Source organism: Bacteroidota bacterium, assembly GCA_016713765.1.
GTDB classification, from domain to species: domain Bacteria; phylum Bacteroidota; class Bacteroidia; order AKYH767-A; family 2013-40CM-41-45; genus Pollutiaquabacter; species Pollutiaquabacter aromativorans.
In genome coordinates this window covers 498949-524108 of the sequence record JADJON010000003.1, presented here as the reverse complement: position 1 = coordinate 524108, position 25160 = coordinate 498949, and the positions used below count along the sequence as shown (strand labels likewise).

The 25160-nt window shown below is 53.5% G+C and carries 24 protein-coding genes; 12 read left to right on the top strand and 12 right to left on the bottom strand.

What is annotated here, in order from left to right; genetic code table 11:
* Positions 1-28: 28 nt before the first annotated feature.
* The 4 genes from paaC to IPJ96_13045 all read right to left on the bottom strand — a co-directional run bounded on the left by paaC (position 29) and on the right by IPJ96_13045 (position 2693).
* Positions 29-787 (bottom strand): phenylacetate-CoA oxygenase subunit PaaC, encoded by a 759-nt coding sequence (paaC, locus tag IPJ96_13060; GenBank protein MBK7911258.1) that lies wholly within the window; start codon positions 785-787, stop codon positions 29-31.
* 40 nt (positions 788-827) lie between these two features.
* Positions 828-1112 (bottom strand): 1,2-phenylacetyl-CoA epoxidase subunit B, encoded by a 285-nt coding sequence (paaB, locus tag IPJ96_13055; GenBank protein MBK7911257.1) that lies wholly within the window; start codon positions 1110-1112, stop codon positions 828-830.
* Between the two features lie 31 nt (positions 1113-1143).
* On the bottom strand, positions 1144-2097 hold the full coding sequence (gene paaA, locus IPJ96_13050; GenBank protein MBK7911256.1) for a 1,2-phenylacetyl-CoA epoxidase subunit A: 954 nt from the start codon (positions 2095-2097) through the stop codon (positions 1144-1146).
* A 158-nt stretch (positions 2098-2255) separates the two neighbouring features.
* The gene (locus IPJ96_13045) at positions 2256-2693 is read right to left on the bottom strand and encodes a hypothetical protein (protein ID MBK7911255.1); all 438 of its coding nucleotides are present in this window, start codon (positions 2691-2693) and stop codon (positions 2256-2258) included.
* A gap of 109 nt (positions 2694-2802) precedes the next feature.
* On the opposite strand from IPJ96_13045, the gene IPJ96_13040 reads away from it, so the two are divergent.
* The 3 genes from IPJ96_13040 to IPJ96_13030 are packed head-to-tail and all read left to right on the top strand — an operon-like array spanning position 2803 to position 5049.
* The gene (locus IPJ96_13040; GenBank protein ID MBK7911254.1) at positions 2803-3933 is read left to right on the top strand and encodes a glycosyltransferase; all 1131 of its coding nucleotides are present in this window, start codon (positions 2803-2805) and stop codon (positions 3931-3933) included.
* Complete coding sequence (locus IPJ96_13035; GenBank protein MBK7911253.1) at positions 3923-4927, top strand: hypothetical protein; 1005 nt, start codon at positions 3923-3925, stop codon at positions 4925-4927. Before IPJ96_13040 ends, IPJ96_13035 begins: the two co-directional genes overlap by 11 nt.
* On the top strand, positions 4885-5049 hold the full coding sequence (locus tag IPJ96_13030; protein ID MBK7911252.1) for a hypothetical protein: 165 nt from the start codon (positions 4885-4887) through the stop codon (positions 5047-5049). Before IPJ96_13035 ends, IPJ96_13030 begins: the two co-directional genes overlap by 43 nt.
* Positions 5050-5053: 4 nt before the next feature.
* On the opposite strand, the gene IPJ96_13025 is transcribed toward IPJ96_13030, so the two are convergent.
* The 3 genes from IPJ96_13025 to IPJ96_13015 all read right to left on the bottom strand — a co-directional run bounded on the left by IPJ96_13025 (position 5054) and on the right by IPJ96_13015 (position 6954).
* Positions 5054-5734, bottom strand: coding sequence for an ATP-binding cassette domain-containing protein (locus IPJ96_13025; protein MBK7911251.1), 681 nt, complete (start codon positions 5732-5734; stop codon positions 5054-5056).
* Positions 5735-5829: 95 nt separating this feature from the next.
* The gene (locus IPJ96_13020; protein ID MBK7911250.1) at positions 5830-6033 is read right to left on the bottom strand and encodes a fructose-6-phosphate aldolase; all 204 of its coding nucleotides are present in this window, start codon (positions 6031-6033) and stop codon (positions 5830-5832) included.
* Between the two features lie 66 nt (positions 6034-6099).
* Positions 6100-6954 carry a hypothetical protein gene (locus IPJ96_13015; GenBank protein MBK7911249.1) on the bottom strand — a complete coding sequence of 285 codons (855 nt, stop codon included), beginning with the start codon at positions 6952-6954 and terminating at the stop codon, positions 6100-6102.
* 189 nt (positions 6955-7143) lie between these two features.
* Here IPJ96_13015 and IPJ96_13010 point away from each other — a divergent pair, with 189 nt between their 5' ends.
* Together IPJ96_13010 and IPJ96_13005 are read left to right on the top strand one after the other, a co-directional pair.
* Positions 7144-10227, top strand: a complete 3084-nt coding sequence (locus IPJ96_13010; GenBank protein ID MBK7911248.1) for a tetratricopeptide repeat protein — start codon at positions 7144-7146, stop codon at positions 10225-10227.
* Positions 10228-10239: 12 nt separating this feature from the next.
* Complete coding sequence (locus IPJ96_13005; GenBank protein MBK7911247.1) at positions 10240-11919, top strand: hypothetical protein; 1680 nt, start codon at positions 10240-10242, stop codon at positions 11917-11919.
* Positions 11920-12441: 522 nt separating this feature from the next.
* Here IPJ96_13005 and IPJ96_13000 read toward each other — a convergent pair.
* From IPJ96_13000 to paaZ, 3 genes are all read right to left on the bottom strand, one after another.
* Entirely contained in the window at positions 12442-13200 is a 759-nt protein-coding gene (locus tag IPJ96_13000; GenBank protein MBK7911246.1) for an enoyl-CoA hydratase/isomerase family protein, read from the bottom strand.
* A gap of 84 nt (positions 13201-13284) precedes the next feature.
* A complete protein-coding gene (locus tag IPJ96_12995) occupies positions 13285-13737 on the bottom strand; it encodes a hypothetical protein (protein MBK7911245.1) in 453 nt (150 codons plus the stop codon).
* A gap of 32 nt (positions 13738-13769) precedes the next feature.
* Entirely contained in the window at positions 13770-15815 is a 2046-nt protein-coding gene (gene paaZ, locus IPJ96_12990; GenBank protein MBK7911244.1) for a phenylacetic acid degradation bifunctional protein PaaZ, read from the bottom strand.
* Between the two features lie 562 nt (positions 15816-16377).
* Between paaZ and IPJ96_12985 the strand changes: the two genes are divergently transcribed.
* The 3 genes from IPJ96_12985 to IPJ96_12975 are packed head-to-tail and all read left to right on the top strand — an operon-like array spanning position 16378 to position 17481.
* Positions 16378-16737, top strand: coding sequence for a 30S ribosomal protein S6 (locus IPJ96_12985; protein MBK7911243.1), 360 nt, complete (start codon positions 16378-16380; stop codon positions 16735-16737).
* A 12-nt stretch (positions 16738-16749) separates the two neighbouring features.
* Positions 16750-17019 (top strand): 30S ribosomal protein S18, encoded by a 270-nt coding sequence (locus IPJ96_12980; protein ID MBK7911242.1) that lies wholly within the window; start codon positions 16750-16752, stop codon positions 17017-17019.
* Between the two features lie 15 nt (positions 17020-17034).
* Positions 17035-17481: a 50S ribosomal protein L9 gene (locus IPJ96_12975; protein MBK7911241.1), complete on the top strand. Its 447-nt coding sequence runs from the start codon at positions 17035-17037 to the stop codon at positions 17479-17481.
* A gap of 110 nt (positions 17482-17591) precedes the next feature.
* On the opposite strand, the gene IPJ96_12970 is transcribed toward IPJ96_12975, so the two are convergent.
* Together IPJ96_12970 and IPJ96_12965 are read right to left on the bottom strand one after the other, a co-directional pair.
* The gene (locus IPJ96_12970) at positions 17592-18419 is read right to left on the bottom strand and encodes a phytanoyl-CoA dioxygenase family protein (protein ID MBK7911240.1); all 828 of its coding nucleotides are present in this window, start codon (positions 18417-18419) and stop codon (positions 17592-17594) included.
* A 55-nt stretch (positions 18420-18474) separates the two neighbouring features.
* Positions 18475-19014, bottom strand: coding sequence for a dihydrofolate reductase (locus tag IPJ96_12965; GenBank protein ID MBK7911239.1), 540 nt, complete (start codon positions 19012-19014; stop codon positions 18475-18477).
* A gap of 228 nt (positions 19015-19242) precedes the next feature.
* Here IPJ96_12965 and IPJ96_12960 point away from each other — a divergent pair, with 228 nt between their 5' ends.
* From IPJ96_12960 to IPJ96_12945, 4 genes are all read left to right on the top strand, one after another.
* Positions 19243-20628, top strand: coding sequence for a SprB repeat-containing protein (locus IPJ96_12960; GenBank protein MBK7911238.1), 1386 nt, complete (start codon positions 19243-19245; stop codon positions 20626-20628).
* A gap of 13 nt (positions 20629-20641) precedes the next feature.
* Complete coding sequence (locus tag IPJ96_12955) at positions 20642-21160, top strand: hypothetical protein (protein ID MBK7911237.1); 519 nt, start codon at positions 20642-20644, stop codon at positions 21158-21160.
* Between the two features lie 159 nt (positions 21161-21319).
* Positions 21320-23557, top strand: coding sequence for a cellulase family glycosylhydrolase (locus IPJ96_12950; GenBank protein MBK7911236.1), 2238 nt, complete (start codon positions 21320-21322; stop codon positions 23555-23557).
* 7 nt (positions 23558-23564) lie between these two features.
* Positions 23565-25022 carry a hypothetical protein gene (locus IPJ96_12945; GenBank protein MBK7911235.1) on the top strand — a complete coding sequence of 486 codons (1458 nt, stop codon included), beginning with the start codon at positions 23565-23567 and terminating at the stop codon, positions 25020-25022.
* Positions 25023-25160 lie beyond the last annotated feature (138 nt).

Sequence of the window (25160 nt, the reverse complement as noted above, 5' to 3'; positions counted from 1 at the left end):
CAGTAGGAAACAAGGACTCGCCGGCTACTCACCACTGCGCGTTCGGAATCGAACGATGCAGGATCTGGAGTTCGGACAAGAGATGCCCCAGGTGCTCGGTATGTCGGCCATCGCGCGAACCGCGCTGCATGAACGAATCAGCCGGGTAAGGAATCTCCGCTTCGGTAAAGGTTTCCCGAACGGTATGTTCCCAGAGCGGACGAATGGACTTCAGGTCGACCCCGATGCCTTCGCGCACCAGGAGTTCATCCACGGTATCCATATCGAACAGATCGCCCGTATAGGTCCAGAGTTCATCCAACGCGGCAAGCAAGCGCCGCCGACTTTCTTCGGTACCCTGGCCGAGTCGGAGCATCCAGTCACGGCTGTGACGCAGGTGATACGTGACTTCTTTCAGGCTCTTCTCGCCGAGCGCGGCGAGCGTGCTGTCTTTGCTTTTGGTAAGAGCCTGGAAGAAGTGATGATAAAACGCGCTGATCAGGAACTGACGCATCATCGTGACGGCAAAATCGCCGTTCGGTTGCTCGGCCAGCAATACATTCCGGTACTCGCGGTCGGAGCGCATGTAGGCGAGATCGTCTTCAGACCGTCCTTTGCCTTCCACTTCGCCGGCGTAGGTGAGAAAGCCGCGTGCCTGGCCGATGAGGTCGAGCGCGATGTTGGTCATCGCGATATCTTCTTCGAGCACGGGCCCGTGTCCGCACCATTCGCCAAGACGCTGACCCAGCACCACGCCGGTATCACCGATGCGAAGACAATATTCGAAGAGCGCTTCTTGTTTGGTCATGACTAGTGCCGCCGTTAGCTGGCGACCGGTTTTTCAGCGATCAGTCGAAACTGGCGCCGGGTGTTTTGTAAAAATTCGGGTGACGATAGGCCTTGTCGTTCGAGGGATCGAAGAAGGGGCCCATATCAGTCGGAGTACTCGACGTGATCGATTCCGCCGGTACCACCCAGATACAGGTCGCTTCGTTTCGGCGGGAGTACACATCGCGGGCGTTCATCAGCGCCATCTCTTTATCCGGAGCGTGCAGGCTGCCTGCGTGCTCAAAAGGCAAACCGGACTTTTTCTGGGTGAAGACTTCCCATACCGGCCAATGATCTTTTTCCATTTCAGGTTGTGTGGTTGGTAGGCGATCTGGCTCAGGCGGCCAGTACTTTTTCGGATTTCTTGCGGGCATACGCGTTCGCGGCTTCCCGGACCCAGCGGCCTTCTTCGTGGGCCTTCACCCGCGCTTTCAGACGCTCGCGGTTGCAGACACCGTGTCCGCTGATGACCTGGTAGAATTCTTCCCAGTTGATGGTGCCGAAGTCATAGTGCTGACGGGCTTCGTTCCATTTCAGATCGGGATCAGGCAGGGTCAGACCGATGTTCTCCGCTTGCGGAACAGTCCGGTCGATGAATCGCTGTCGCAGATCGTCATTCGAATAACGCTTCACGCGCCAACGCATCAGCTCACCGCTGTTGGGCGAATCCTTGTCGCTCGGGCCGAACATCATCAGCGAAGGCCACCACCAACGATTGACGGATTCCTGGGCCATGGCACGTTGCTCCGGTGTTCCTTTCATCAGCGTAGCCAGGATCTCATAGCCTTGCTTGTGGTGGAAGTTCTCTTCTTTGCAGATACGCACCATCGCGCGCGCATAAGGGCCGTAAGAACACTTGGCCAGGGCGGTTTGGTTCACGATGGCCGCGCCGTCGACCAGCCAGCCGATCGATCCCATATCCGCCCAGGTAAGAGCCGGGTAGTTGAAGATGCTGGAATATTTCGCTTTTCCACTCAGCAGTTCATCGACCAACTGCTCACGCGAAACACCGAGTGTTTCCGTTCCGCAATAAATGTATAAGCCATGGCCACCTTCGTCCTGGATCTTGGCGAGGAGTACAGCCTTGCGCCGCAGACTGGGAGCACGTGTGACCCAGTTGCCTTCCGGTAACATACCGACCACTTCCGAGTGTGCGTGCTGGCTCATCATCCGGATCAACTGCTTCTTGAATCGCTCGGGCATCCAATCCTTCGGTTCGATGATTTCTCCCTGGTCGATACGATTTTGGAATGCCTGTTCCCGTTCCTGTTCAGTCATGCTTTGCATCATGGAATTCGCTGATTTATTGGGTTCCGAATTTACTCAATACACCCAGCTATAACAATGACCAGAGTCATGCAGTTTCACGGAAATATCCAAGGTAAGCTTTGAAAATTGCCTAAAAAGCGGGTTGTGGACCAAAAATTAGACTGGTTGAGTTAATCAACTCAAATCCGGTGATAATCACCCCGCCAGCGGCGTATCTTTTTCTTGATTTCCGTTTCGCTCAATTCCCGTTCGATCGCCTCCTTGCACAGGTTGACGAACTCATCATCCGGTGCGAACCGAAGCGCGATGATCTGACGAAGATGCAGGCGATGATCCAGGTGCTGTCCGGTCAACTGATAGTGCCGGAAGTTTTCTTCGGCTCGAATGATACGGTCCTGTACACCCAGCGGAAACTTCCGCAAAGTATAATAGAACAAGAGCAGCACGACACTCAACAGGCTCATCAGCGATGCAAGCAGCAGGTCGCCTGCAGCATGACGAACGACCCGATACAGATACACCGAGGTTCCGAGAAAGAACAAAACGCAGAGGGCTAAGAGCAGGTAGTGGAACCACCAGACGAACCGCCGATGATTGGAATAGCTTTGACGCTTCATAACACACAAAGTTGAACGAATTAAAACTACCGGAATACCCGGTGCCGGCCAAGAAATCCTGCTGTCATTGGCCAATAATATCGGACCACTTGCCGTTCTTTGCGACACCATGACGGAAAAACCCCGGATCATCAGTGCTGTCATCAGCGATCTGGTCACCGACCAACGGGTCCATCGCGCGGCGCTTTCACTGCACGAAGCAGGGTATCCGGTGCTGCTGGTTGGCCGTCAACGCAAGGCGAGCTTGCCCCTGGATCAGCGTCCATACGCGGTCAGACGTTTTCGGCTGTGGTGGGAAAAAGGTCCGCTGTTCTATGCGGCGTTCAATCTCCGGCTCTTCTTGTTTTTACTGACGAAGAAGGCCGATATCCTCCTCGCGAATGATCTGGATACCTTACCGGCCGTCTGGCTTGCAGCTTTCATCAAGGGAAGCAAGGTCGTGTACGACAGCCACGAACTGTTTTGCGAAGTACCGGAATTGACGCATCGCCCTCGTACCCGGAATATCTGGAAACGCATCGAACGATTCCTTTTGCCGAAATTGAGAAACGCCTATACGGTGAACGAATCGATCGCTTCGATCTACAGGAAAGAATACGGCGTCGATTTCAAGGTCGTCCGGAATGTGCCCTTGCGTCTCCCTGCTCAGGCAATTCCTGCACTTACGCGTGCCGACCTCCAATGGCCCGGGGATCGCCGGGTGCTGGTTTTCCAGGGTACCGGAATCAATGTCGACCGCGGAGCGGAGGAAGCGATACGCGCCATGGAGTTCCTCGACGATTTTCTCCTGGTCTTCGTCGGCGGTGGTGATGTGTACGAACAACTACGGTTAGAAGTAAGCAGCAAGGGACTGTCTGACCGGGTCATTTTCCTTCCCCGTCAGCGTCCCGAAACATTACGTGCAATCACGCGCCTGGCCGATGTCGGCTTATCACTCGATAAGGACACCAACCTGAATTACCGCTACTCCCTGCCGAATAAACTTTTCGATTACATCCAGGCTGGTATTCCGGTCATCGCCACGTCGATTCCGGAAGTTCAACGCATCGTGGAACAGTATAGGGTCGGTGGTATTGTAAGCGATCTCCGGCCGGAAGTTCTGGCAGGGTTTATTCGCGACACCTTCTCGGATCCCGGACGGATCAGGACTTGGAAAGAAAATGCACAACTTGCCGCCGACGAATTGAATTGGGATCAGGAAAAGACCCGCCTGCTTGATATTATCGAACATGCCCGCTGAACGTCACCTGCACATCATCGCCTTCGATGTTCCGTACCCGGCCGACTACGGCGGTGTGATCGATATCTATCATAAGATCCGGGCACTTCAGCAAGCGGGCGTTCGCGTTCACTTGCACGCGTTCACCTACGGGCGCCAGCCTGCCGCTGAGTTGGATGATCTATGTGCGTCGGTCCGATACTATCCTCGCCGGACCAACAAGACGTTGCTCTTCCATACATTCCCGTACATCGTCCTGAGTCGCCAATCCGATCAGTTGCTGGCGGATTTGCAACAAGACGAATACCCCATCCTGTTCGAAGGCCTGCATACGACCTGGCTGCTGAACGAGCCGGCCCTGGCGCCAAGGAGACGTGTCGTGCGCATGCACAACATCGAACACGACTACTACCGTCATCTCGCCCTGGTCGAACGCAACCCGTTCAAGCGATGGTATTTCAATGCGGAGGCGGAGAAACTCAAATCCTACGAAGCGGTCCTCGCTCGTGCCCATGCAATTGCCGCGATCGCTCCTGCGGATGCACTGGAACTGTCCACACGATACGCACGGGTCGACTGTGTGCCCGCGTTTCATCCACACGACGAAGTGGCTGCGCTGCCCGGGCGTGGCGACTTCGCGCTGTATCATGGTAACCTGAGCATCGGCGAGAACAACCGGGCCGCGGTATGGCTCGCGGAAGAAGTTTTCGCAAACCCCGGTCTCCAATTGGTAATCGCCGGAAGCCGTCCTTCAGCGGAACTTAAAAAGACGATCAGCGATAAGCCGCACATCCGACTGGTGGCCGACCCCGATCCGGCTACGATCTATCGGCTTGTCCGGGAGGCCCAGGTCAACGTCCTGCCTACTTTTCAGTCGACGGGCATCAAGCTCAAATTGCTCGCCGCACTATTTACCGGTCGTTATTGTCTCGTCAACACACCCATGGTCAGCGGAACAGGCCTGGAACAATTGTGTGTGATAAAGATGATCCGGACGATTTCCGGAATGCGGTAGCCGGCCTACTGCAACAGGACTACGCGGCTACCCAACAGGAATTGCGGAAGTCGGTCTTGGATCGCGATTTCTCCAACCGTAAAAATGCCGGTAAACTAGCCGGCATGATCTTCATTGATTGACGTGTTAAGCAGGCTCGCTCACGCTGGAGTCGAGCACGATGCCCTGTTCGCACTTGAGGATGCGGGAAGGGAACTTTTCGATCAGCAGGTAATTGTGGGTTGCCATCATCACCGCGGTGCCGGTCCTGCTGATATCGAATAACAACCGCATGATCCCTTCCGAGGTCTCCGGGTCAAGATTACCGGTCGGTTCGTCGGCCAGGATCAGTTCCGGATCGTTCAACATGGCACGCGCGATCACCACCCGCTGTTGTTCACCACCGCTGAGTTCGTGCGGCATCTTGAAGCCCTTGGTGCCAAGCCCGACTTTTTCCAGGACATCCTGAATCCTGCTCTGCATCTTCGCCTTGTCGCTCCAACCGGTTGCCTGCAACACGAACAACAGGTTGGCATTGACGGAGCGGTCGGTGAGTAGTTGGAAGTCCTGAAATACGATTCCGAGTTTGCGGCGGAGGTAGGGAACCTGCGATGTGGTCAGCTGCGGAAGGGAGAAACCCGCGACGGAACCTTCACCCTGCGTAAGGGAAAGGTCACCGTAAAGCAACTTCAACAGCGAGCTTTTTCCGCTGCCGGTCTTGCCGATCAGGTAAACGAATTCGCCTTTGCCGATCTCCAGGTTGACACGTGAAAGCACAAGATGGTTTCCCTGAAAAATTTCTGCATTGGAAAGTCGGACGACACTCATGGCTGACGGTGCTTATGGTGCAAAGGTAGGAGGAAGTTAACCGGATTGGCCGGTGGTTACGCCCACCTGCTAACAGGCTTCCGTGTAATGCGCCTTCAGTCGTCCAGTTTCTGGATCTTGCCGTAGGGCATGTTCCGGATAAGTTCGATCAACTCCGCTTCCCGGTTGCCAAGTCCTGCTTTCGACAAGGCTTTTTCAGGGCGATCCACCCGGAAGTAAGCCAGCAAAGTGAAATTTTCGTCCCGCAACTGTACGTAATCGGGGATCTTGGCGGTGCCTTTCACTTTCAAAATGTACATCACGGCAAAGCTAACAAAAAAGCGGGCCTGCCGGTTTTGGCAAGCCCGCGCTAAATTTTTGGAGTATCAGCGAAGGGTGATGTTGAACGTCGTGCCGTTGACCGTAACGGTCGCGGCCGCATCGCAGTTGTCCGGGCCATAGTCGAGGATACGGGCCGATTTACCCTGCGGGGTCAGTTCGATCACGCCGGCACGGATCCAGCGACAATCGAAATCGATGTGCAAAGGGGTGGTGATGTTCAGCGTATAGGGACGACCTTCGAACGATATCCCGTCGGCAGTTCCGCCGATGAGATATTCATCATCCTGCCAGTCGAGCGGAGTGGATTCCCCCGCCGTCCAGGTGCGCGTCCGACTCGAGTTCCATTCCATCGTTTGATTGTTGCTGTTCCTGAGCTGACCGTCAACTTCAACGGTAAACCAGATGTTGCCGGAACCGTTTCGGCCTTTGTTGGTCACCGTCTTGCTGCCCAGGACCTGGTACATATTGCTTGAATCGGTACCGACATAATAATCCTGGAAGGTCGTGGTGATGACGGAGGCGGAATCGCGATAACGTCCGGTATAATCGACCAGTACGCGGCCACGACGGTAACGATAATCACGGCACAGACAATTGGTACTTCCGAAATCCACCACCAGGCTGCCGCCGTTACCTGCACTGTCGGGTGTGACGGTTACTGTTGCACACACACTCAGCAGGCCGTTGCCTTCACCGGTGCGATAGGTCGCCAGGCCGGTATTGCCGTTCTCGACTGCCTGGTTGGATATGTTATTGACGTCGGAGTAAATACCTTCTGCAAGGCTGTTGTCAACCGCCGACTGATAGTCGAAGTCGAGCGTTTCTTTCTCATCCTTCTTACAGGCTGTAATGCTGGCGAACACGGCCAGGACAATCGCTGTGATGCGAATCGTTTTCATGTTTTTCTATTTACCGGGACACCTTTGACTGCAAAGTATTACCAGGGTTTAGCCTTAAACGGTCGAGTCCCGGATTTGTTGCCGTGTTTAAAACTGTGTTGGTAATAACAACTCCTTCAAAACGAACTAACTGGGGCTCCGCCAATAACTTTGCTCGTTACAGCGTTTCACCCGAAATCCGCCCCAAGTATGACCTTACGACGTTGGTTCGTGTTGGCGTTTTTGCTGATCCTACAGCCCGCAATTGCCCAGAAAACCGCAATCTTCCTTGACCCCGACCGGAACTACCGGGAAGGACTCGATCTGTTCGGTAAACAGAAGTACGGCGCCGCCCGTGAGTATTTCGAAGCCGTTTTGAAAAATCCCAAGGGCTCGCAAGAGTCCCGAATGGGTTCCGCCTATTACATCGGCGCTTGTGCGGCCGAGTTGTTTCACAAGGATGCGGAGGCCAGGCTGGAGCAGTTTCTGACCGAGTATCCGGAAAGCCCCTACTACCAGGAAGCGCTCTATGTGACCGGCAATTATCTCTTCCGCCAGAAGAAGTATAAGAAGTCGGCCGACTGGTTTGGCCGGATCGACATGGCCCGCGCGAGTCAGGAGCGAAAGGATGAGGTGAACTTCAAGACCGGTTACGGGTATTACATGACGAACGATTACGACAAAGCCTCCCGTTCGTTCTATGCCGTGAAGGATGGGAACAGCAAGTACGCCAGTGCCGCGCGCTACTACTATGCCCACATGGCCTACGTCAACCAGAACTATGAAACGGCGCTGAAGGAATTCCTGAAGCTCCGCGAATCGGAAGCCTTTGCCCCGGTAGCGCCTTACTACATCACGCAGATCTATTACAAGCAGGGCAAGTACGACGAGATACTCAAGTTCGCGCCCGGGGCACTCGACTCAAATGCCGCGAAAAACGGTATGGAAATCTCCCGCATGGTCGCCGAATCATTTTATCGCAAGGAAGCCTATGCGGACGCTTTGCCTTACCTCTCGGATTACGAGAAGAACTCGGGTGCCGCCGGCCGTGGCGACTGGTACCAATTGGCCTACTGTTATTATCGCACCAACCGGCACGAAGCGGCGATCCCGTATTTCCAAAAAGTGATCGGAGCCGACGACTCCCTGACGCAGAATGCCTACTACCACCTGGCGGATTGTTATCTCAAAACCAATGCAAGACGCAGCGCGCGGACGTCCTTTCAGTCTGCCGGCAAATCTTCCTTCGATCCGGAGATCCAGGAAGAATCACGCTTCGCCTATGCCAAGCTTTCCTATGAACTGAATTTCCAGTCGGCCGCGCTCGAAGCGTTCCGGACGTTCACGCGTGATTTCCCGAACAGCACCCACGTTGACGAAGCGAACGAATTGCTCGTCGGCATCTATGCCAATACGCGTAACTACAAGGACGCGCTCACGGCTATCGAAGCCGTGAAGAACAAGACGCCTTATATCAAAGCCGCTTATCAGAAAGTGGCTTATTACCGGGGTGTGGAGTGTTACATGGACAACCAACTGAAAGATGCGGTCACACTCTTCGCTACTTCACTGAAGTATCCCGTCGACCAGTTGTTGGTTGCGGAAGCCCAGTACTGGAAAGGGGAAGCCTTGTATCGCCAGAACGATTTCGACGGGGCGGTGCGTGCGTATAACGATTATCTCTTTACGCCGGCCGCGGTCAAGTCGCCGCGCTATAACCTGGCCAACTACAATGTCGGTTACGCCAATTTCAAGCGCGAGAACTATTCCGAAGCCCAACAGGCGTTCCGGAAGTACGTGAAGGACAAATCACAGACCGACCCGAAACGCTACAGCGATGCCCTCCTGCGGGTAGGCGATTGCCTGTTCATGCTGAAGGACCAGGTCGGCGCCTTGGATTATTACAACCAGGCTATTTCCAGCGGCGCCACATCGGGCGACTACGCGCTGTACCAGAAGGGCGTAATCCTCGGCGTGCAAGGCCGTTTCAACGACAAGATCCTCACGCTCGAGAAGCTCGTCGAGAAGTATCCCAAGTCGGTGTACTTCGACGACGCCGTATTCGAGATCGCACAGGCCAACCTGACGATCGGGAAGAACGAAGAAGCGCTCGAGAACTTCCGGAAGATCATCACCGATTATCCGAGCAGCAGCTACGTGAAGAAGGCGGAGTTGGGGGAGGCGCTGGTGTACTACAATACCCGTCAGGACGAACGTGCCATGGCCGCCTACAAGCGGATCGTGGAGAAATATCCGAACTCCGCCGAAGCGCGCGACGCCCTGGTGCAGATCAAGAACATCTCGGTGGCTCAGAACAAAGTGGACGACTACCTCACCTATGTGAAAGGCGTTCCGAACGCGGATGTGTCCATCGCCGGACAGGACAGCGTCACCTACGAAGCGGCCGAGCTGCGGTACACCCAGGGCAACTGCGAAGACGCGACGAAGGACTTCGACCAGTACCTGAAGCGTTTCCCGGACGCGATCTTCCGGGTCAACGCCAGCTACTATCGCTCCGATTGTCTCTTCCGGAGCAAGAAGTACGAAGACGCGCTGGAAGGTTATGAATACGTGATCTCCCAACCGCGTTCACCGTTCACGGAAAAATCTCTTCTCAATGCCGGTATCATCCAATACCGCTTGAAGCAATACGAGAAAGCCCTGCGGTACTACCGTACCCTCGAGTCGGTCGCCGAGGTGAAGGAGAACATCGTCCTCGCACAGGCCGGACAAATGCGGTCCAGTTTCCGGCTGAACGACTATTCATCGACGATCGCCATGGCGAATCGTGTCCTGGAATCCGGTACATCCGACAAGGACCTGCAGAACGAGGCGAACCTCCTGGCCGGTAAATCCTATTTCCAACAGGACGATCTGGGAGAAGCCAGGAAGTCGCTCAGCATCGTAGCGAAGCGCACGAACAGTGAAATGACGGCGGAGAGCAAGTACTACCTCGCCATGATCGAGTTCCGGTTGTCGAACTATAAGGAAAGTCAGAAGCTGATCTTCGAGATCCAGAACCAGGTGCCGTCGTACGATTACTGGATCGCCAAGGGCTTCATCCTGTTGGGTGATAACTACCTCGCGCAACGCGACACCTTCCAGGCGAAGGAGACCTACAAGAGCATCGTCGATAATTATCAGAAAGAGTCGTCGGATCCCGACGACCTCAAGGCGATCGCCCAGGAGAAACTCGGGGCACTGGAAAAAGATACGCCTCCGGTCATCGGAGAAGAAATGAACGAGAAATTGAAGGGCGAGCCCGCAGTAGAGGATACCCTGGAAATCAAATAGCACGACACCACTATGCATACTATCAAGAAAAGCTTGCGCGTTTCATTCGGATGGCTGTTGCTTTCGCTGCTGCCGCAAGCGGTGGTCGCGCAACAGGAAAAGGGCGACCTCGGTGATAAGGAGTATATCATCGTCAAGGACTATCGTCCGGTACTCGCGGAATCGGCGAAGATCTCCGACACGCCCGAGGGCGATACCTCCACCTTTACAGCCCCGCCCATGCAGTACAACCTGCGCTCGAAGAAAGCGGAAACGAACTACGAAACCGCGGTGATCAAAGCGGTGAAGGTGAAGGACGAACCTTTGCCGAAACTGTATCGCTCGCTCGTGCGCGGAGGTGTTGGGAATTACACGTCCTACCTCGGCGAACTCTACATCAACTCGCTGCGCTCCAAGACCGGTTCCTTAGGTCTCGCCCTGCGTCACCTCTCCGCCTCGCCGAACCTGAAAGATGCCGGCCCCGCCGATTTCAGCGATAACTCGGCCATGGTGTACGGGAAGTACTTCCTGGAGAACGCCACCTTCGATGGCCGGATCCGCTACGACCGGAACGTGGTGCATTACTACGGCTACGACAAGAACGATACCGTCATCGACAAGAAAGACTCCCGCCAGCAGTTCGGGAAGTTTGGCGTGGACCTGGGCTTCGGCTCCAGCGAGATCCGGAAGGATCGCATCAACTATCAGGGCCGCTTCGGCTTCTCGACCCTGAGCGACAACTTCGCTGCCTCCGAGAACGAGATCCGCGTCGGCCTTGAGGCCGGTAAGCAGGTGAATGATCTGTATGTCAACCTGCCGGTATCCATGGAGTTCTTCAAGAAGAAGGATGCCGAGTACCAGGTGCTCTCCCTGCTCTCGAATCAGAGCCGGAACATCGTCCGCCTGCGACCCGAAGTACGGATCGATCGCGAGAAGATCCGCGCCCGGCTCGGTCTTGGCTTCGAGCTGGAGAAAAACAAGAAATCGGAATTCCACATCTTCCCGCGTTTCGACATCACGGCGCCGATCGCCGACCAGGTGCTGTATGCCTTCGTTGGCGCTGATGGCGCAGTCGTCAAGAACAACTTCCACACGCTGGCGGAGGAGAATCCATTCATCACCTCAGCGATCATTCCGCTTAATACGATCGAAAAGCTGAACATCCGGGCGGGTATGCGGGGCAATTTCTCTTCGACCATCGGCTTTACGGCCGGCGTCCGTTACAGCACGATTGAGAACTTGCAGCTCTTTTACAACGACCTGGACTACTTCAACAAGTTCAATGTCCTGTACGACGATGCCAAGGTGCTCAACCTGAATGCGGAAGTGATCTACAAATCAAACGAGAAGTTTGCGCTCTCCCTGCACGTCGACCAGTACAATTACAAGATGGACACCGAGGCCGAAGCCTGGTTCCGGCCGAATACCGAAGTCGCGCTGCGGGCCGATTACAACTTCCGGGACAAGATCCTGGTTAACGCCGCCATCTTCGCACGCGGCCCCATCCAGGCCCGTACACTCGATGCCAACGGTGCCGTAGCCGAAAAGATCAACGGCTGGATCGACGCCAACCTGGGTGTGGAGTACAAGTACAGCAAGATCCTCTCCGGATTCGTCCGCCTGAACAACCTCGGCTTCAGCCGCTACTACTACTGGTACCGCTACCAAAGCATGCGCTTCAACGTCATGGCCGGTGTGGCGTATTCGTTTTGAGCGGTGCGATGTGTGTTGATGGGAGGGTTTAGCGAATAGCGAATAGCCAATAGCGAATAGTGAATCTTGCCCGCCGTAGCTTTAGCGTAGGTGGGAGTAAACAGTGAACAGTAAACAGTAAACAGCATTGTGGTCTCTGATAAATCCTCAACCTGAGCTAATTCATTACTTCCGCGTTGTAAAAAGAGGCGTTCCTGTGGACGCCTCTTTTTTATTGGAGTTGACCTGCTGGAGGAGAAATGACATCAACAAGAAGCGGAATGGGTGCCATGTATTCGAAACCGGCAATCATGTATTCGAAAAAGAACTGCTAATAAAAATGTTACATCAAAAAAAGTTGAATTAAGCGAGTGTCAAAGGATAAATTTATAAATCACTAATCACAAATCACAATTCGCTTCCGCCAACGCTAATGCTACGGCGGGCAAGATTCACTATTTACTATTCGCTATTCGCTATTCACTGTTCACTGTTTACTGTTCACTCTTCACTATTCACTATTCACTGTTCACTCCTCCCTCCTCACTTCCCCTTAAACTTCGCAATCGCCGCCCTGGTAAAATCCGAAAGCACCAACCGCCCGCTGATCATGGCGCGGTCGAGGAGCAATTGGTCCCAGTGATCGGTGCCTTGCCAGAGTACCCGCTTCAATTCGAGCATGGCTTCCGGGTTCGAAGCGGCCAGTTTGTTGGCGAGCTTGGTGACTGCTTCGTTCACGCCTTCGATCGAAGTGTGTACTTCGGCATACAGCCCGCGATCAGCAGCCCATTTGGCCGATTGCCATTCGGTCGCGTTGATCGACAACGAGCCGAAGGCCGCCGTGCCGATCTTTCGCTCCACTGCCGGACCTACCACGAACGGTCCGATACCCACGGCCAGTTCGCTCAGCTTGACGGACGCGCTTTCGTGCGCGATCGCGTAGTCGGCTGCGGAAGCGAGTCCGACTCCGCCACCCACCGCTTTCCCCTGAACCCGTGCGATCACGAACTTCGGCGCCTTGCGCATGGCGTTGATCACCGCGGCGAAACCTGAAAAGAAGACCTTGCCGGTTTCCATGTCGTTGATCGCAACCAGTTCGTCGAACGAAGCGCCGGCGCAGAACGCTTTCTCTCCTTCACTTTGCAGGATAATCACGCGCGAGCCCGGATCGTTCCCCGCGGCTTCGATCGTAGCCGCCAGTTCGCGCAGCAAGGCACCCGGCAGGGAGTTGCTTTGCGGATGATAAAAGGTGACGGTTGATACCTGATCGGCGATCTTGTGCTGTACGGTTCCGTTGGACATTGGATAGTGGAGTAGGAGGAGTGGGTAAAGAGAAACCGCGGCCAGGAATGTCGGCCGCGGTCGGAGGATTACGGATTGAACGAATCAATTCTTCGGAAAGGCCGGGACTTTTCCTTCTTTGATCATCTGGGAGGTCTTTTCCTTGTGCGCGTCAAAGTCGCCGAAGGCGAGCGCCGACAACATTTCGTCGCGGGTCATCTTCGGGTTGCCGAGTTGTTTGCGGATGTAATCGCTGCAACGATCGACGAAATGTTCGAAACGCTCCGGCGCCCAGATGTACTCGCGTTTTTGCCAGTCGGGCTGGGTGCGGTCGATCTGGAATTCCTGCGGCATCTCCCCGTGCACTACCGCCTTCACCTCGAGCCCCTCGAAGCTTTTCGGTAGCAGGCGGTTGTCGAACACGAGCGGACGACTGATGTCGATCACGTGTTTCTTGCGTTTCGGATCGGTCATCTTAAGGCCGTTGATACGAAGGCCTTTCTTCTTCAGGTGCGAGAATTTTTTCTCGAAGCGGTCAAGGGTTTCGTAAAGCATCATGGCGGTGTGGATTGAAGGGTGGGGGAGTGGAGTTATTCTTTACAGGCGACCAGGGTGAGCACGGTCTCCAGCGCGACAACCTCGTTGCGCTGGTTGAGTACTTCTACATACCATTCGACCACGCCTTGCGGCACCTGGTCGTCACGTTTGTCTTTTTTCGTTTTCCGCATGCAAGTCAGTTTCACCTGCAGCGTGTCGCCCGGGTAAACGGGTTGTACGAAGCGGAGGTTGTCCAGGCCGTAGTTGGCCAGCACAGGTCCCTTTTTCGGATCGACGAACAATCCCGCGGCCGCGGAAATGACGAAGTATCCGTGCGCGACGCGCCGCTCGAAGATGGATCCTTCCAGCGAGGTCTCGTCGGTATGGGCATAGAAGAAGTCGCCGCTGATGCCGGCGAAGTTCACGACATCGGCTTCGGTAACGGTACGCTTGTGTGTGATCAGGGTTTCGCCGATGGCGAGTTCTTCGAAGTATTTGCGGAACGGGTGGATCCGGTCTTCGGTGATCGCCGCTCCCGGGAGATAAACATTCAGGATGTGTGAGAGCGTGGTCGGGGAACCCTGCAAGGCCGTGCGCTGCATATAATGGTGTACGCCGCGGACGCCGCCCATTTCTTCGCCTCCGCCGGCGCGACCGGGGCCGCCGTGTACGAGGTGCGGGAGCGGAGAACCGTGTCCGGTCGACTCGGCCGCGCACTCGCGGTTGACGATCATCATCCGCCCGTGCATGCTGGCCGCTCCGAGTACGAGTGTTTTGGCAAAACGGTTGTCGTTCGTAAAGACGGAACCGACCAGGCTGCCTTTACCCATCCGGGCAAGTTCGGCCGCTTCGTCGGCATTGGCATACGGCATCAGCGTGCTGACCGGACCGAAGGCTTCCACCTCGTGCGGCTCGCGGTGGCGGAAGGGTTCGTTGCACAGCAACAGCATGCTCGACATGAACGATCCGCGCTCGCTGTCGGCGCCGACGACGTTCACCGCATCCAGGTCACCATACACGACTTCGCAGGCGCCGAGCAGTTGTTTCACTTTCGCTTTAACATCGGCCACCTGGCCTTTGTGGGCCAGCGGTCCCATGCGGACGCCTTCCACGGAAGGATCTCCGATCACCGTATTCTTCAACTTGTCGGATACGGCGGCGGCGACGGCCTCCGTCAGATGCTTCGGTACGATGGCGCGGCGGATGGCCGTGCATTTTTGTCCAGCCTTGATGGTGATCTCCCGGCTGAGCTCGCGGACGAAGAGGTTGAATTCTTCCGTTCCGGGTTCGGCGTCGGGGCCGAGGATGGAGCAGTTCAACGAATCCGCTTCCATGTTGAAGCGGATCGAATGTTCGACAATGGATGGGTGCCGCTTCAGCATCTTGCCGGTCTCCGCGGAGCCGGTGAAGGTGACGACATCCTGGCAATCGAGATGATCGAGCAGGTCGCCCGCGCTTCCGCAGATGAGCTGGAGTGCGCCTTCGGGCAGGATGCCGGATTCGACGATCTGACGGACCGCGGCTTCGGTGAGGTAGGAGGTGGCGCTGGCGGGCTTCACGATGGCCGGCATGCCGGCCAGGAAATTAACCGCGATTTTTTCCAACATACCCCACACGGGGAAGTTGAATGCGTTGATGTGAACGGCCACGCCTTCGAGCGGTACACAGATATGGTGTCCGGCAAACGTTCCGTTCTTCGAGATCTTTTCGAGCTGACCGTCGACAAGGAACGTCTCGTCCGGCAGTTCGCGACGGCCTTTGCTGGCATATACGAAGAGGTTGCCGATGCCGCCGTCGATATCGATCCAGGAATCGCCTTTGGTCGCGCCGGTGGCGGCGGATATGGCGTAGAGGTCCTTCTTCTTTTCGTTCAGGAATAAGGCGAGCGCTTTGATCATGCGCGCGCGCTCGTGAAAGCTCATCTTGCGCAGTGCGCGACCACCCGTCGAACGGGCATAATCGTGCATGCCTTTGAAATCGAGCCCTTCACTCCCTGCGGTATAGATGTGCTCGCCCGTAATGGCATGGTAAAGCGGCATGCCTTTACCGGCGCCTGCGATCCATTGCCCTTGGGCGTAGTTCTTAAGTTGCGTTGCCATTGAATCAAGAAAGCAAACACCCTCCGCCCGCCTGTAGTTGGAGGCAGTAGTGTATTGCTCTAACTGAGTTTCCGGTTCACTCCGCTTCCCCGTGGAGTCGACAGTTCGTCGATGGTATTGGCCTGTTCAGGCGGTTTCCGGAAGTAATTATCCCGCTACAAAGATAACCCGAACTGAAAGGGAGTCAAGGGATTGGGAGACAATAGTTCAGGGTAAAGGCGGGTTTGAGGTTAATGGACGGTTTTGGGACGAGGGTCGGCGAAAGGGAACTAGGGACTGAAGGCTGGTTACCAGATGCTGGAGATTAAACTATTAACACTCCAAATAGCTGATATTCAGGCAAAAAAATGAATAAAGGTCCAGCTCGTCGTGCTCAATTCACCCTTCCTCGCCCTCGGTTTCGTTCCTCGCAACTATTTCCCTCCCTCGGTCCCGGTCTCGTTCCTCGTAACAATTCTCTACCGCCTGTTGAGCCTTTTCCGACCACCCACTTGCACATTCCGCTTCGTTTTCCTACATTTGCAACCCCTTGTACAAAAACCCCAAGGGTCACTAAACCAACATGTTAAACCAGTACGAGACGGTCTTCATCGCTACGCCTGTTCTTTCGGAAGAGCAGCTGATGGACGCCGTCAACAAATTCCGCAAAATCCTCACCGACCACGGTTCCGAGATTGTTCATGAGAACAATTGGGGATTGCGCAAGCTGGCTTACCCGATTCAAAAGAAGAACACCGGGTTCTATTACCTGCTCGAGTACAAAGGTCCGGGCGAGGTAATCTCCAAACTGGAGACGGAGTTCAAACGGGATGAGCGGATCATGCGCTTCCTCACTGTGGCACTGGACAAACACGCGATCGCGTACAACGTGAAGAAGCGTAAGAACGCTGAACTCAAGAAACAGGAGGAACAAACCGCTTAATCGAGGAACAACATGGCAGCATCAGCAAATGAAGTCCGCTACCTCAACCCCCCGGCGGTGGACACCAACAAGAAGAAGTATTGCCGCTTCAAGAAAAACGGCATCAAGTACATTGATTACAAAGACGCGACCTTCCTGATCAAGTTCGTAAACGAACAGGGCAAGATGCTTCCGCGCCGCATTACCGGTACTTCCCTGAAGTACCAGCGTAAGGTGGCCCAGGCAGTAAAGCGTGCACGCCACCTGGCACTCATGCCGTACGTGAGCGATATGTTAAAATAAGAAGGAGGAACGCACATGGAAATCATCCTGAAACAAGACGTCGACAACCTCGGCTATGCCGACGAAGTCGTAAAGGTGCGTCCCGGTTACGCCCGTAACTTCCTGATCCCGCGCGGCCTTGCCGTGGTGGCGACCGAAGCCAACCGCAAGATGCTGGCCGAGACGATGAAGCAGCGCTCGCACAAGGCCGCCAAGATCAAAGGCGACGCAGAATCCGTAGCCAAGCAACTCGAAGCCATGACGCTGAAGATCGGCGCCAAGGTGGGCGAGAACAACAAGATCTACGGTTCCGTTACCGCCCTGCAGATCGCGGACGCGCTGGCCAAGCACGGCGTGAACGTCGACCGCAAGAAAGTCCAGCTCGATACCGACCACATCAAGACCCTCGGTACCTATACCGCACTTGTCAACCTGCACAAGGACGTAAAGGCCAAGGTGAACTTCGAAGTCGTGGCCGAGTAATACGACCTGACCTGACCAACAGAGGCCGTCCCGAAAGGACGGCCTCTTGCTTTTTCAGAGTGCCTGACCGAATCGTCTGGGTTCACCGCGGACGGAGAAGTCGGCGATTTTCAAAATCCCTTCAACGCCCTACGGTCGCGCTGCAGCCAGTTGTCCATCGGATAGTGGGCTGTCGGATCGATGGTGTGGATCGCATACGCCTGGCGCGATTTGCCGCTGGTATTCGGCTGACTGAAATGCGGCAGGCGACCGTGGAGGACGATGCAGGTGCCCTGCTTCACTTCGAGTGCTTGCATCCCGTCCGTCTCGAGCGGCGCGGGATCGAGTTCGAGAAAACGCGTTCCGCCCTTTCCGTCGCGCGCGAAGCGCGATCGCAGGCTGGTACGATGCCCGCCCGGCTTGGCCCAGAGGCAGCCGTTTTCAATCGTCGCGTCTTCGAGCGCGAACCAGAACCCGACGCAGGAATCCGGTTCGGTATACAGGAAGGTGCTGTCCTGGTGCACGTCGACCACGCCCCCGATGCGGGCGTGTTTGAAGATCAGCATGCTTTGGATGAGGAGATGGTCCTGCATACCCAACGAAGCCGAAAGCACTTTCAGTTGCGGCGATCGCGAGAAGCGGTCAAAGACCGGGTCCAGGTCATGCAAGGCATGACCGATCTTGTTAAGCGAACGAAAGAGGTCGCCTTTTAAAGCGCCGGTCTCGTCAAAAGCGTCTTTCTCGAAGAAGAAACTGATGCGCTCGCCGCTCTCCAGAAAATACGCGTCGCTGGTCTTGGTCTGTTCCGAGGTCTGGAAGACCGAACCTTTTCCGTCCAGCCGATAGTTTTCGGACAAGTGTCGTCCGCGCTCCATCAATTCCCGGCAGGCCGCGGCCGGGTGGAAGTCGGGCAAGACGAGGAACCCGTCGCGTTCAAATTGCGCAGCAAGTGACGACATCGTGTCAAGGTAGTGTTTGAGCGGCGCTTTACCTAAGCCGGAGCTGGAAGTCGCATCAACTGCCCGGCTTGATCCGGTAACGGAGCTGTACCAGTCCCGAGGGATAGGCGCGATGGTCCAGGAGCTCCAGGTCCTGCATCAATCCCCCCTCGGAAAAGAGCCGTATACCGTCGCCGAGCAGGACGGGAATGATCGACAGCGTGATGCCGTCGATCATGCGTTCCTGCAACAACCGGTTCACGACCTGCGCGCCTCCGTCCACGAAGATGATACCTCCCGGCTTGGCCCGCAGTTCCCGGATGAGTGCCGCGGGATCGCCGGTATGGAAAATCGTTCGCCCGATCGCCGCGCGAGGCGTGCGCGTGATGACGTAGCAGGAACGGTCCGCATGCGGAAACGGAATGCCCATGCTCATGACCTTATCATAGGTGCGACGACCCATCACCACCGTGTCCACCTTCTCCATGAAAGCGGTATATCCATAATCCTCCCCGGGCGCTTCCACTTTGCTTAGAAAGCTGAGATCGTCGTTCGCATCCGCGATGAAACCGTCGAGGGAAGCGGCGATGAAGAGGTGTGTGGAGCGTGCGTGCATGAGGTAGTAAAGTGTCGGGTTAGATTGTGTTTATCCCAAAAATAAGATGAATAAGTATACAAGTGTAGAAAAGTCAGGCGTGTGCTTCGTTAAATTTTCCGAAACATTTGCATTTTTAAAATTCATTATTATCCTTTGATATTGCTAACGATTTTAAACCGATGCCATGAAAACAAATACGAATAAACTTCATTTTTCGAATATTTTAAGGGGGGGGGATTTTCGCTTGTGTTATTGCTGTTGTCCCTCGGAATCTCCGGACAATCCTTGGATGTGACATTTAACCCTTCCGTGTTTAATGGTGGATACCATGTGAGTTGCAACGGAGCCAGTGATGGTACCCTGGAGGCGATCATCGTTGGCGGACAGCCACCCTATTCTTTTCAGTGGTCAACGGGTGCATACACGAAGACCATTCCCAACCTGGCAGCCGGTACATATTCCATTTCCGTTATTGATGCTGCGCAGGACACCATCACCAAGAGCTATACGCTGATTGCCTCGGAGGCCCTGACCGGTTCACTTGATGTTTCGACTTATGGTGGCGGGTTCAACGTTTCCGCGCAAGGGGCTGCCGACGGCTGGATCACCGCTGTCATCGGCGGCGGCGCGACGCCCTATACCTATCAGTGGAGCAATGGAGCCGAGACGGAGACGAATCACGACCTGCCGAGCGGATCGTATTCGGTGATTGTCCGGGATGTCAACCAGTGCCAGTTGCAACTGTCCACCAACCTGACGCAGCCCACGCCTTTGCATATTGTCAGCATCACCAGCCCCCTGCACAACGGGTACAACCTCAGTTGCAAGAGCAGCGATGATGGCGCCATTGACCTGACGGTTTCCGGCGGTGTTGCGCCTTATACCTATCAATGGAGTAATGGAAATTTCACACAGGACCTGGCAGACCTGAAAGCCGGCGAGTACACGGTGCTGGTCAAGGACCTGAACGGTGTTGGCGTAACGGCCAGTATCACGCTCACGCAACCCGGTTCAATCGAGGTGGAATTGACAGCCCCGACCTACCCCAACGGCCACCACACGACCTGTTACAACTGTTCCAACGGCAGTGTGACCACCACGGTCACCGGCGGGGTGATGCCGTACACCTATTCCTGGAACACCGGTCAGAACACCCAGAACCTCTCCAACCTCATGGCCGGCACCTACTCGGTGCTGGTTACGGATGCCAACGGTTGCACCAAACCCGACGTCAAGATCGACTTGACGGAGCCGGACCGGGATGATTGGACGATGACGGGGAATGGCGGAATCGACTCTTCATCGGAGTTCCTGGGTACAACAGACAGTACCAGCCTGATCCTCAAGACCAATAACGCTGAACGCATTCGCATCCGGGGAGCCGGAGGTGTAGCAATTCAATCTGGTCTTGTCGTCGATAGTCTTAACATTCAGCAGAACTTATCGTTGGGTGGTCGCAGACTCATGGGTTATCGTACATCCTCACAAAACGGGGTGGGTCTTTTCGGTTTCGGGCAAGATCCGGATGAGAGTATCAGTTCGATCACGTCCTGCCAATCCCGTACTGAACGTTCCGACGAACTATCAATTTCAGGGATCGCTACAGCTTTACGGAAATTTTTCGGCTGGTAGTGGGATTGGAGTTATGGAAATGGGTTTTGATGGCACGAACTCGTTCATAGACGTGGTTGGCGCTCCGCAAACACCTAATTCCAATCGCCTGTTAGTGAACTATTATTGTGGCAGGGATGCCTTCATCTGCACAGGTCCGAATGGCGGTAATGTGCAGCTGGGTGGGACAAACTCAATAATTGGAGTTGGAATTGACCCAACTCCCTATACTGGAAGTACTGGTTATCGGCTCTATGTAGCCCAGGGTATTCGTACCGAAAAACTACGGGTAGATCTTCCAGGTAACTGGCCGGATTATGTTTTTGATCCCGGCTACTCCCTCATGAGTTTGAAAGAGGTGGAAAGGTATGTTTCGGAAAACCGGAAACTACCCGGCCTGCCGTCTGCAAGAACGATTAAGTCAGAAGGCTTGGATGTTGGTTTCATGCAGGCCAAAATGCTGGAGAAGATGGAAGAGTTGGTACTATACGTAATTCTCCTGGAAAAGAAAGTTTCTTCACTGGAGGAACAGTTGGTGGCAGACCGCAAATAGTTCTACTTAACAGTATACAAACTTTTCAAAGACAAGATAATGCGAGCGCTGTGGCTTTTTATACTAATTTCAATAGCGCATACGGGCAATGGTCAGTATGTCACCATAAAGGGAAAACAGTTTTATGATCGAGATGGAAGTCGATTTTTCCCAAAAATCATGAATTACTCCATTTCACCCGGATATAATTCCTTCCCAGTTAACTCCAATAGCGACATGTGGGTAGGCCCGTGGCCGCAATATGGCCAGTATCGTCATTTGGAAAATCCGGATGGCTTAGACCAGATTCGCCAGGATTTTGCAGCGATCCGGGGATTGGGTTTCAATTCAATCCGACTTATTACCGAGTTAAAAAGGTACAATACTCCCCCATGTACCACTGGTCAGGGAAGCTATTGTCACCCCTGTAATGGAGTTATTGGCAATTCGGTATTTTCATTTGATTGGTTTCTTTCCGGCTGGAATCAGAATATTTCTTTAAACGCGAAGAATAATAAGTGCTATGCGATACAGGCGCCTTATGATCTGCCATCCAATCCTCAGATGGCGATCTTTTTACAAATGCTCGAAGATGTGATTGAAGTAGCTGATCGTGAGGACTTGCGGGTAATCCTGCTCACAGCAGACGGGTTTGACCTCTTCAGGGGTGGGTTTGGACAACCCAATCAAACAGCGGTCGATGACTATAAGGCCTTTTTGAAGGTCATGACCGGTTACTTAGCCACCAACACGGCGATTATGGCGTATGATTTGGACAATGAACCGAACTATAAAGACAATGATAACGACCTTTGGAATCGCAAAAAAAATGAGGTTTGTGATTTCAGTGGTCAATTGTATGACGCCATCAAAGAACAAAGCGACACGAACCACCTGATCACAATTGGCTTAGGGCACGCGGGTACCACCCGGACATGGGATCCCGGTGTGATGAAAACGGATTTTGTTTCCTTGCATATCTACCCGGAACCGCAATGGCAGTATGATTATGGTGTGAATATCCAGGAAGATGTTATGCAACATGCAATCGACCGAATGATGGATCAGATCTACTGGGCCAGCACTTATCTGGAGCGACCCTGGATATTGGAAGAGACGGGATTTACGTCCAGCGATGATTCCGGAAGTTGGGATTGTGGCACTTTTGGAGACTACAGTGACCTGAACGCATTCATGCAAGATTTGCTACCGATCATCCGGGATTGTGGCCCGTCCGGCTATGCATGGTGGGGGTTTCAGGACAGCTTCGAGAACGGCTACACCCCTCCTGACTGTTCACTCCAAGTGCCTCCGGGCCAGGCGAATTTGGACCACTCCCGCCGATCATGGGCCTTTCTTATGTCCGGTGATCCCGACCCGACTTGGGGCTACAATCTGTTAATGAAGCAGCCGGCATGTTCGACCTTACAGACCTTCCCGTGGACGGCTACCGCTCCATGTAGCATCAACCCACCCAACACCGTAACACTGAGTGATCATTATTACGACCCCTATCTGAATCACATATCCAATCCGGGCTTGACAGGAGCGGTTACCGGCACTTGTCGCGACAGTGAAGGAAGACCAATAGCCGGGGCTGTAATAGCGGCGGCGAATTATTTATACACCGAACAAGATCCTTCCGATGGAGATATTTTTCACTATTATTGGACCCATACTTTTTCTGACTCTAATGGGGATTATGTTTTAGTTCCCTTTAATTACCACACTCCTGGATTAAATGAATTCATCACACAAGTTCGGGTAACCGCGCCTGGTTATAAAACTGTTGAGGAAGGAACTCTTCAAGGCCAACCGGTTTCTGCTAACATTCAATTCACACTACCCGGCGCAACTCCTAAGTATGCTTCTACCGTAACACAAACGGTTTTGTCGACCGAAACGATAAGCGAGCAAGCGTGGGCGAGGGTTAATTTTGAAGGAACGAATGAGATTTATGGCTCTATGACAGTCAGGGCAAGGGAGAGTATAGAGATCAAGGAAGGCTTCTTCGCGATGAACGGTTGCGTATTTGATGCCGGCATACAAGCTGTGTGGCCGGACTGTAACGATTATTCCGGCTTTAGACACAGCAGTCACGAAAATTCTAACGAATTGAATTATCAGGAAAACAATAATGAAATAGTGCTCCTGGTTGATTCAAGGAGTAATTCAGTAACCGTTCGCTGCTTTCCTAATCCTGCAACTCGCCAAGTGAGCGTCGTAGTTCCCGAATACGGGCCGGATATGCGCTATCTGCTTAAATTGCTGTCAATGGAGGGTCAGTTGATTTTGGAAGAAGAAATGAAGAATGAAATGCAAATCCTTGACCTTATTTCAATTCAAGCAGGAGCTTATCTGATTCGCATAGAAACGAGCGATATGAATTGGTGTTTGCCCGTATATATTGTTAAATAACAGGCCAATGAAAACAATAGTAATATTACTTCTATGTTTCAGTGTTTTCGCAGATCTCAAAGCGCAACAACTTCGTGACGTAACATTGATTCAAAGTTACGGTGACGATTTTGTAAATATAGCGCATTCCGATCATGGTATTTTGTTTGCGGGTCGATACGGAGGCACTGGTGTTGTTGTGGGTGGAGATTCAATCTATCCCTCCAATGGCTTGGGCGACATGTTTATTGGACTTATGAATGAGTCTTTAAGTGATATAATTTGGATAAGATCCATAGGAGGATATAATAATCCCAGTGATTTGGAAGGTTGTTTTGTAGCCGCAGTTTCTGATGACGGATTTTATGTCTCTGGTAGGTTTGGTGGCCCATACTCAATCGACGCTCATCAAGCATTAGTAAGGGGGGGTGAGGATGCATTCTTGGCCAAATTCGATTATTCGGGTAATTGTCTCTGGTTAAAATCCGCAGGAGGAGTAATGAATGATCGAGGAGGGCCTGCTGTTTTGACTGCCGATAATAAAATCCTGTGGATGGTATATGGGGAGAATTCGGGAACCATTGATACGTTTAATGTATCGAAGGGTGGGTATTTGGTTACCTTGGATATTGATGGGAGTGTGTTGGCAGTTAGAGATCATTTTACCACTTCAGTGCGTTTTTATTCAATGGCTATACAGGGCTCATCGATCTATTGTTCCGGCCAGACCGAGAATGATTCATCCGCGTTTGGGTCTATTCAATGGGTAGGCAATAACATGCAAGATATTGTTCTGGCAAAGTGCGATTTAAATGGTAATCCCATATGGGCCAGACAATTGGTCTCGGGCAGAAGTGGCAGTGGTGCCTGTGAACTAGAAGTAGATGATGAGGGTAGTTTATACGTAACTGGGGGTTACTACGATAGCCTTTCAGTAGATGGTAACAGGGTTACCGGCTCGAACTCGGAAGATGTTTTTGTTGCGCGTTTTGATAGTAACGGAACCAACCTCTGGTTGATAAACGGAGCATCGAGGTACTCTTGGGGGTTTGGATTAAATATGGATACCGATTCAACATTTTATGTTATCGGTAGATTTTCTGATACCCTTACAATGGGCATTCATCAACTGTTTTCCTCTAGCTCCGGTTCATTGTTTATTTCTCGCTTTAGAATAGATGGCGAGTGTATGGGGAGTTCAGCATTCGCGAATAGTAGTGGTTACTCAGTCACTTTTGACATTAGCGGGTTTCCAATAATTTCAGGTGCTTTCTATGATTCTATCCAGGTTCAGGGAATAACCTATACGAGTTGGGGCCAACGCGATGCCTTCATCGGTCGCATGGATAAGATCACCGGTATTGCCAATGAGGCAAGAATGGATGGTAATGGTTTGGTGATATATGCCAACCCCAATGATGGCAGTTTTCGGATCCTGTCTCAGACCCCTATTCTTCGGACAATTTTTTGGTTTAATTCTGTGTAGTGTTGTTGGTTGACCTGCTCGCCCGTTAAGTGAAGATAGGCCGCCGAACTGCCCCTGTCAAGGCTCAGGCCGGGCGGCAAATGATTCACCTCTAATCCGGCGGTATTTGCCGGCCTTGACAGGAGCAGCTCGTCTGCC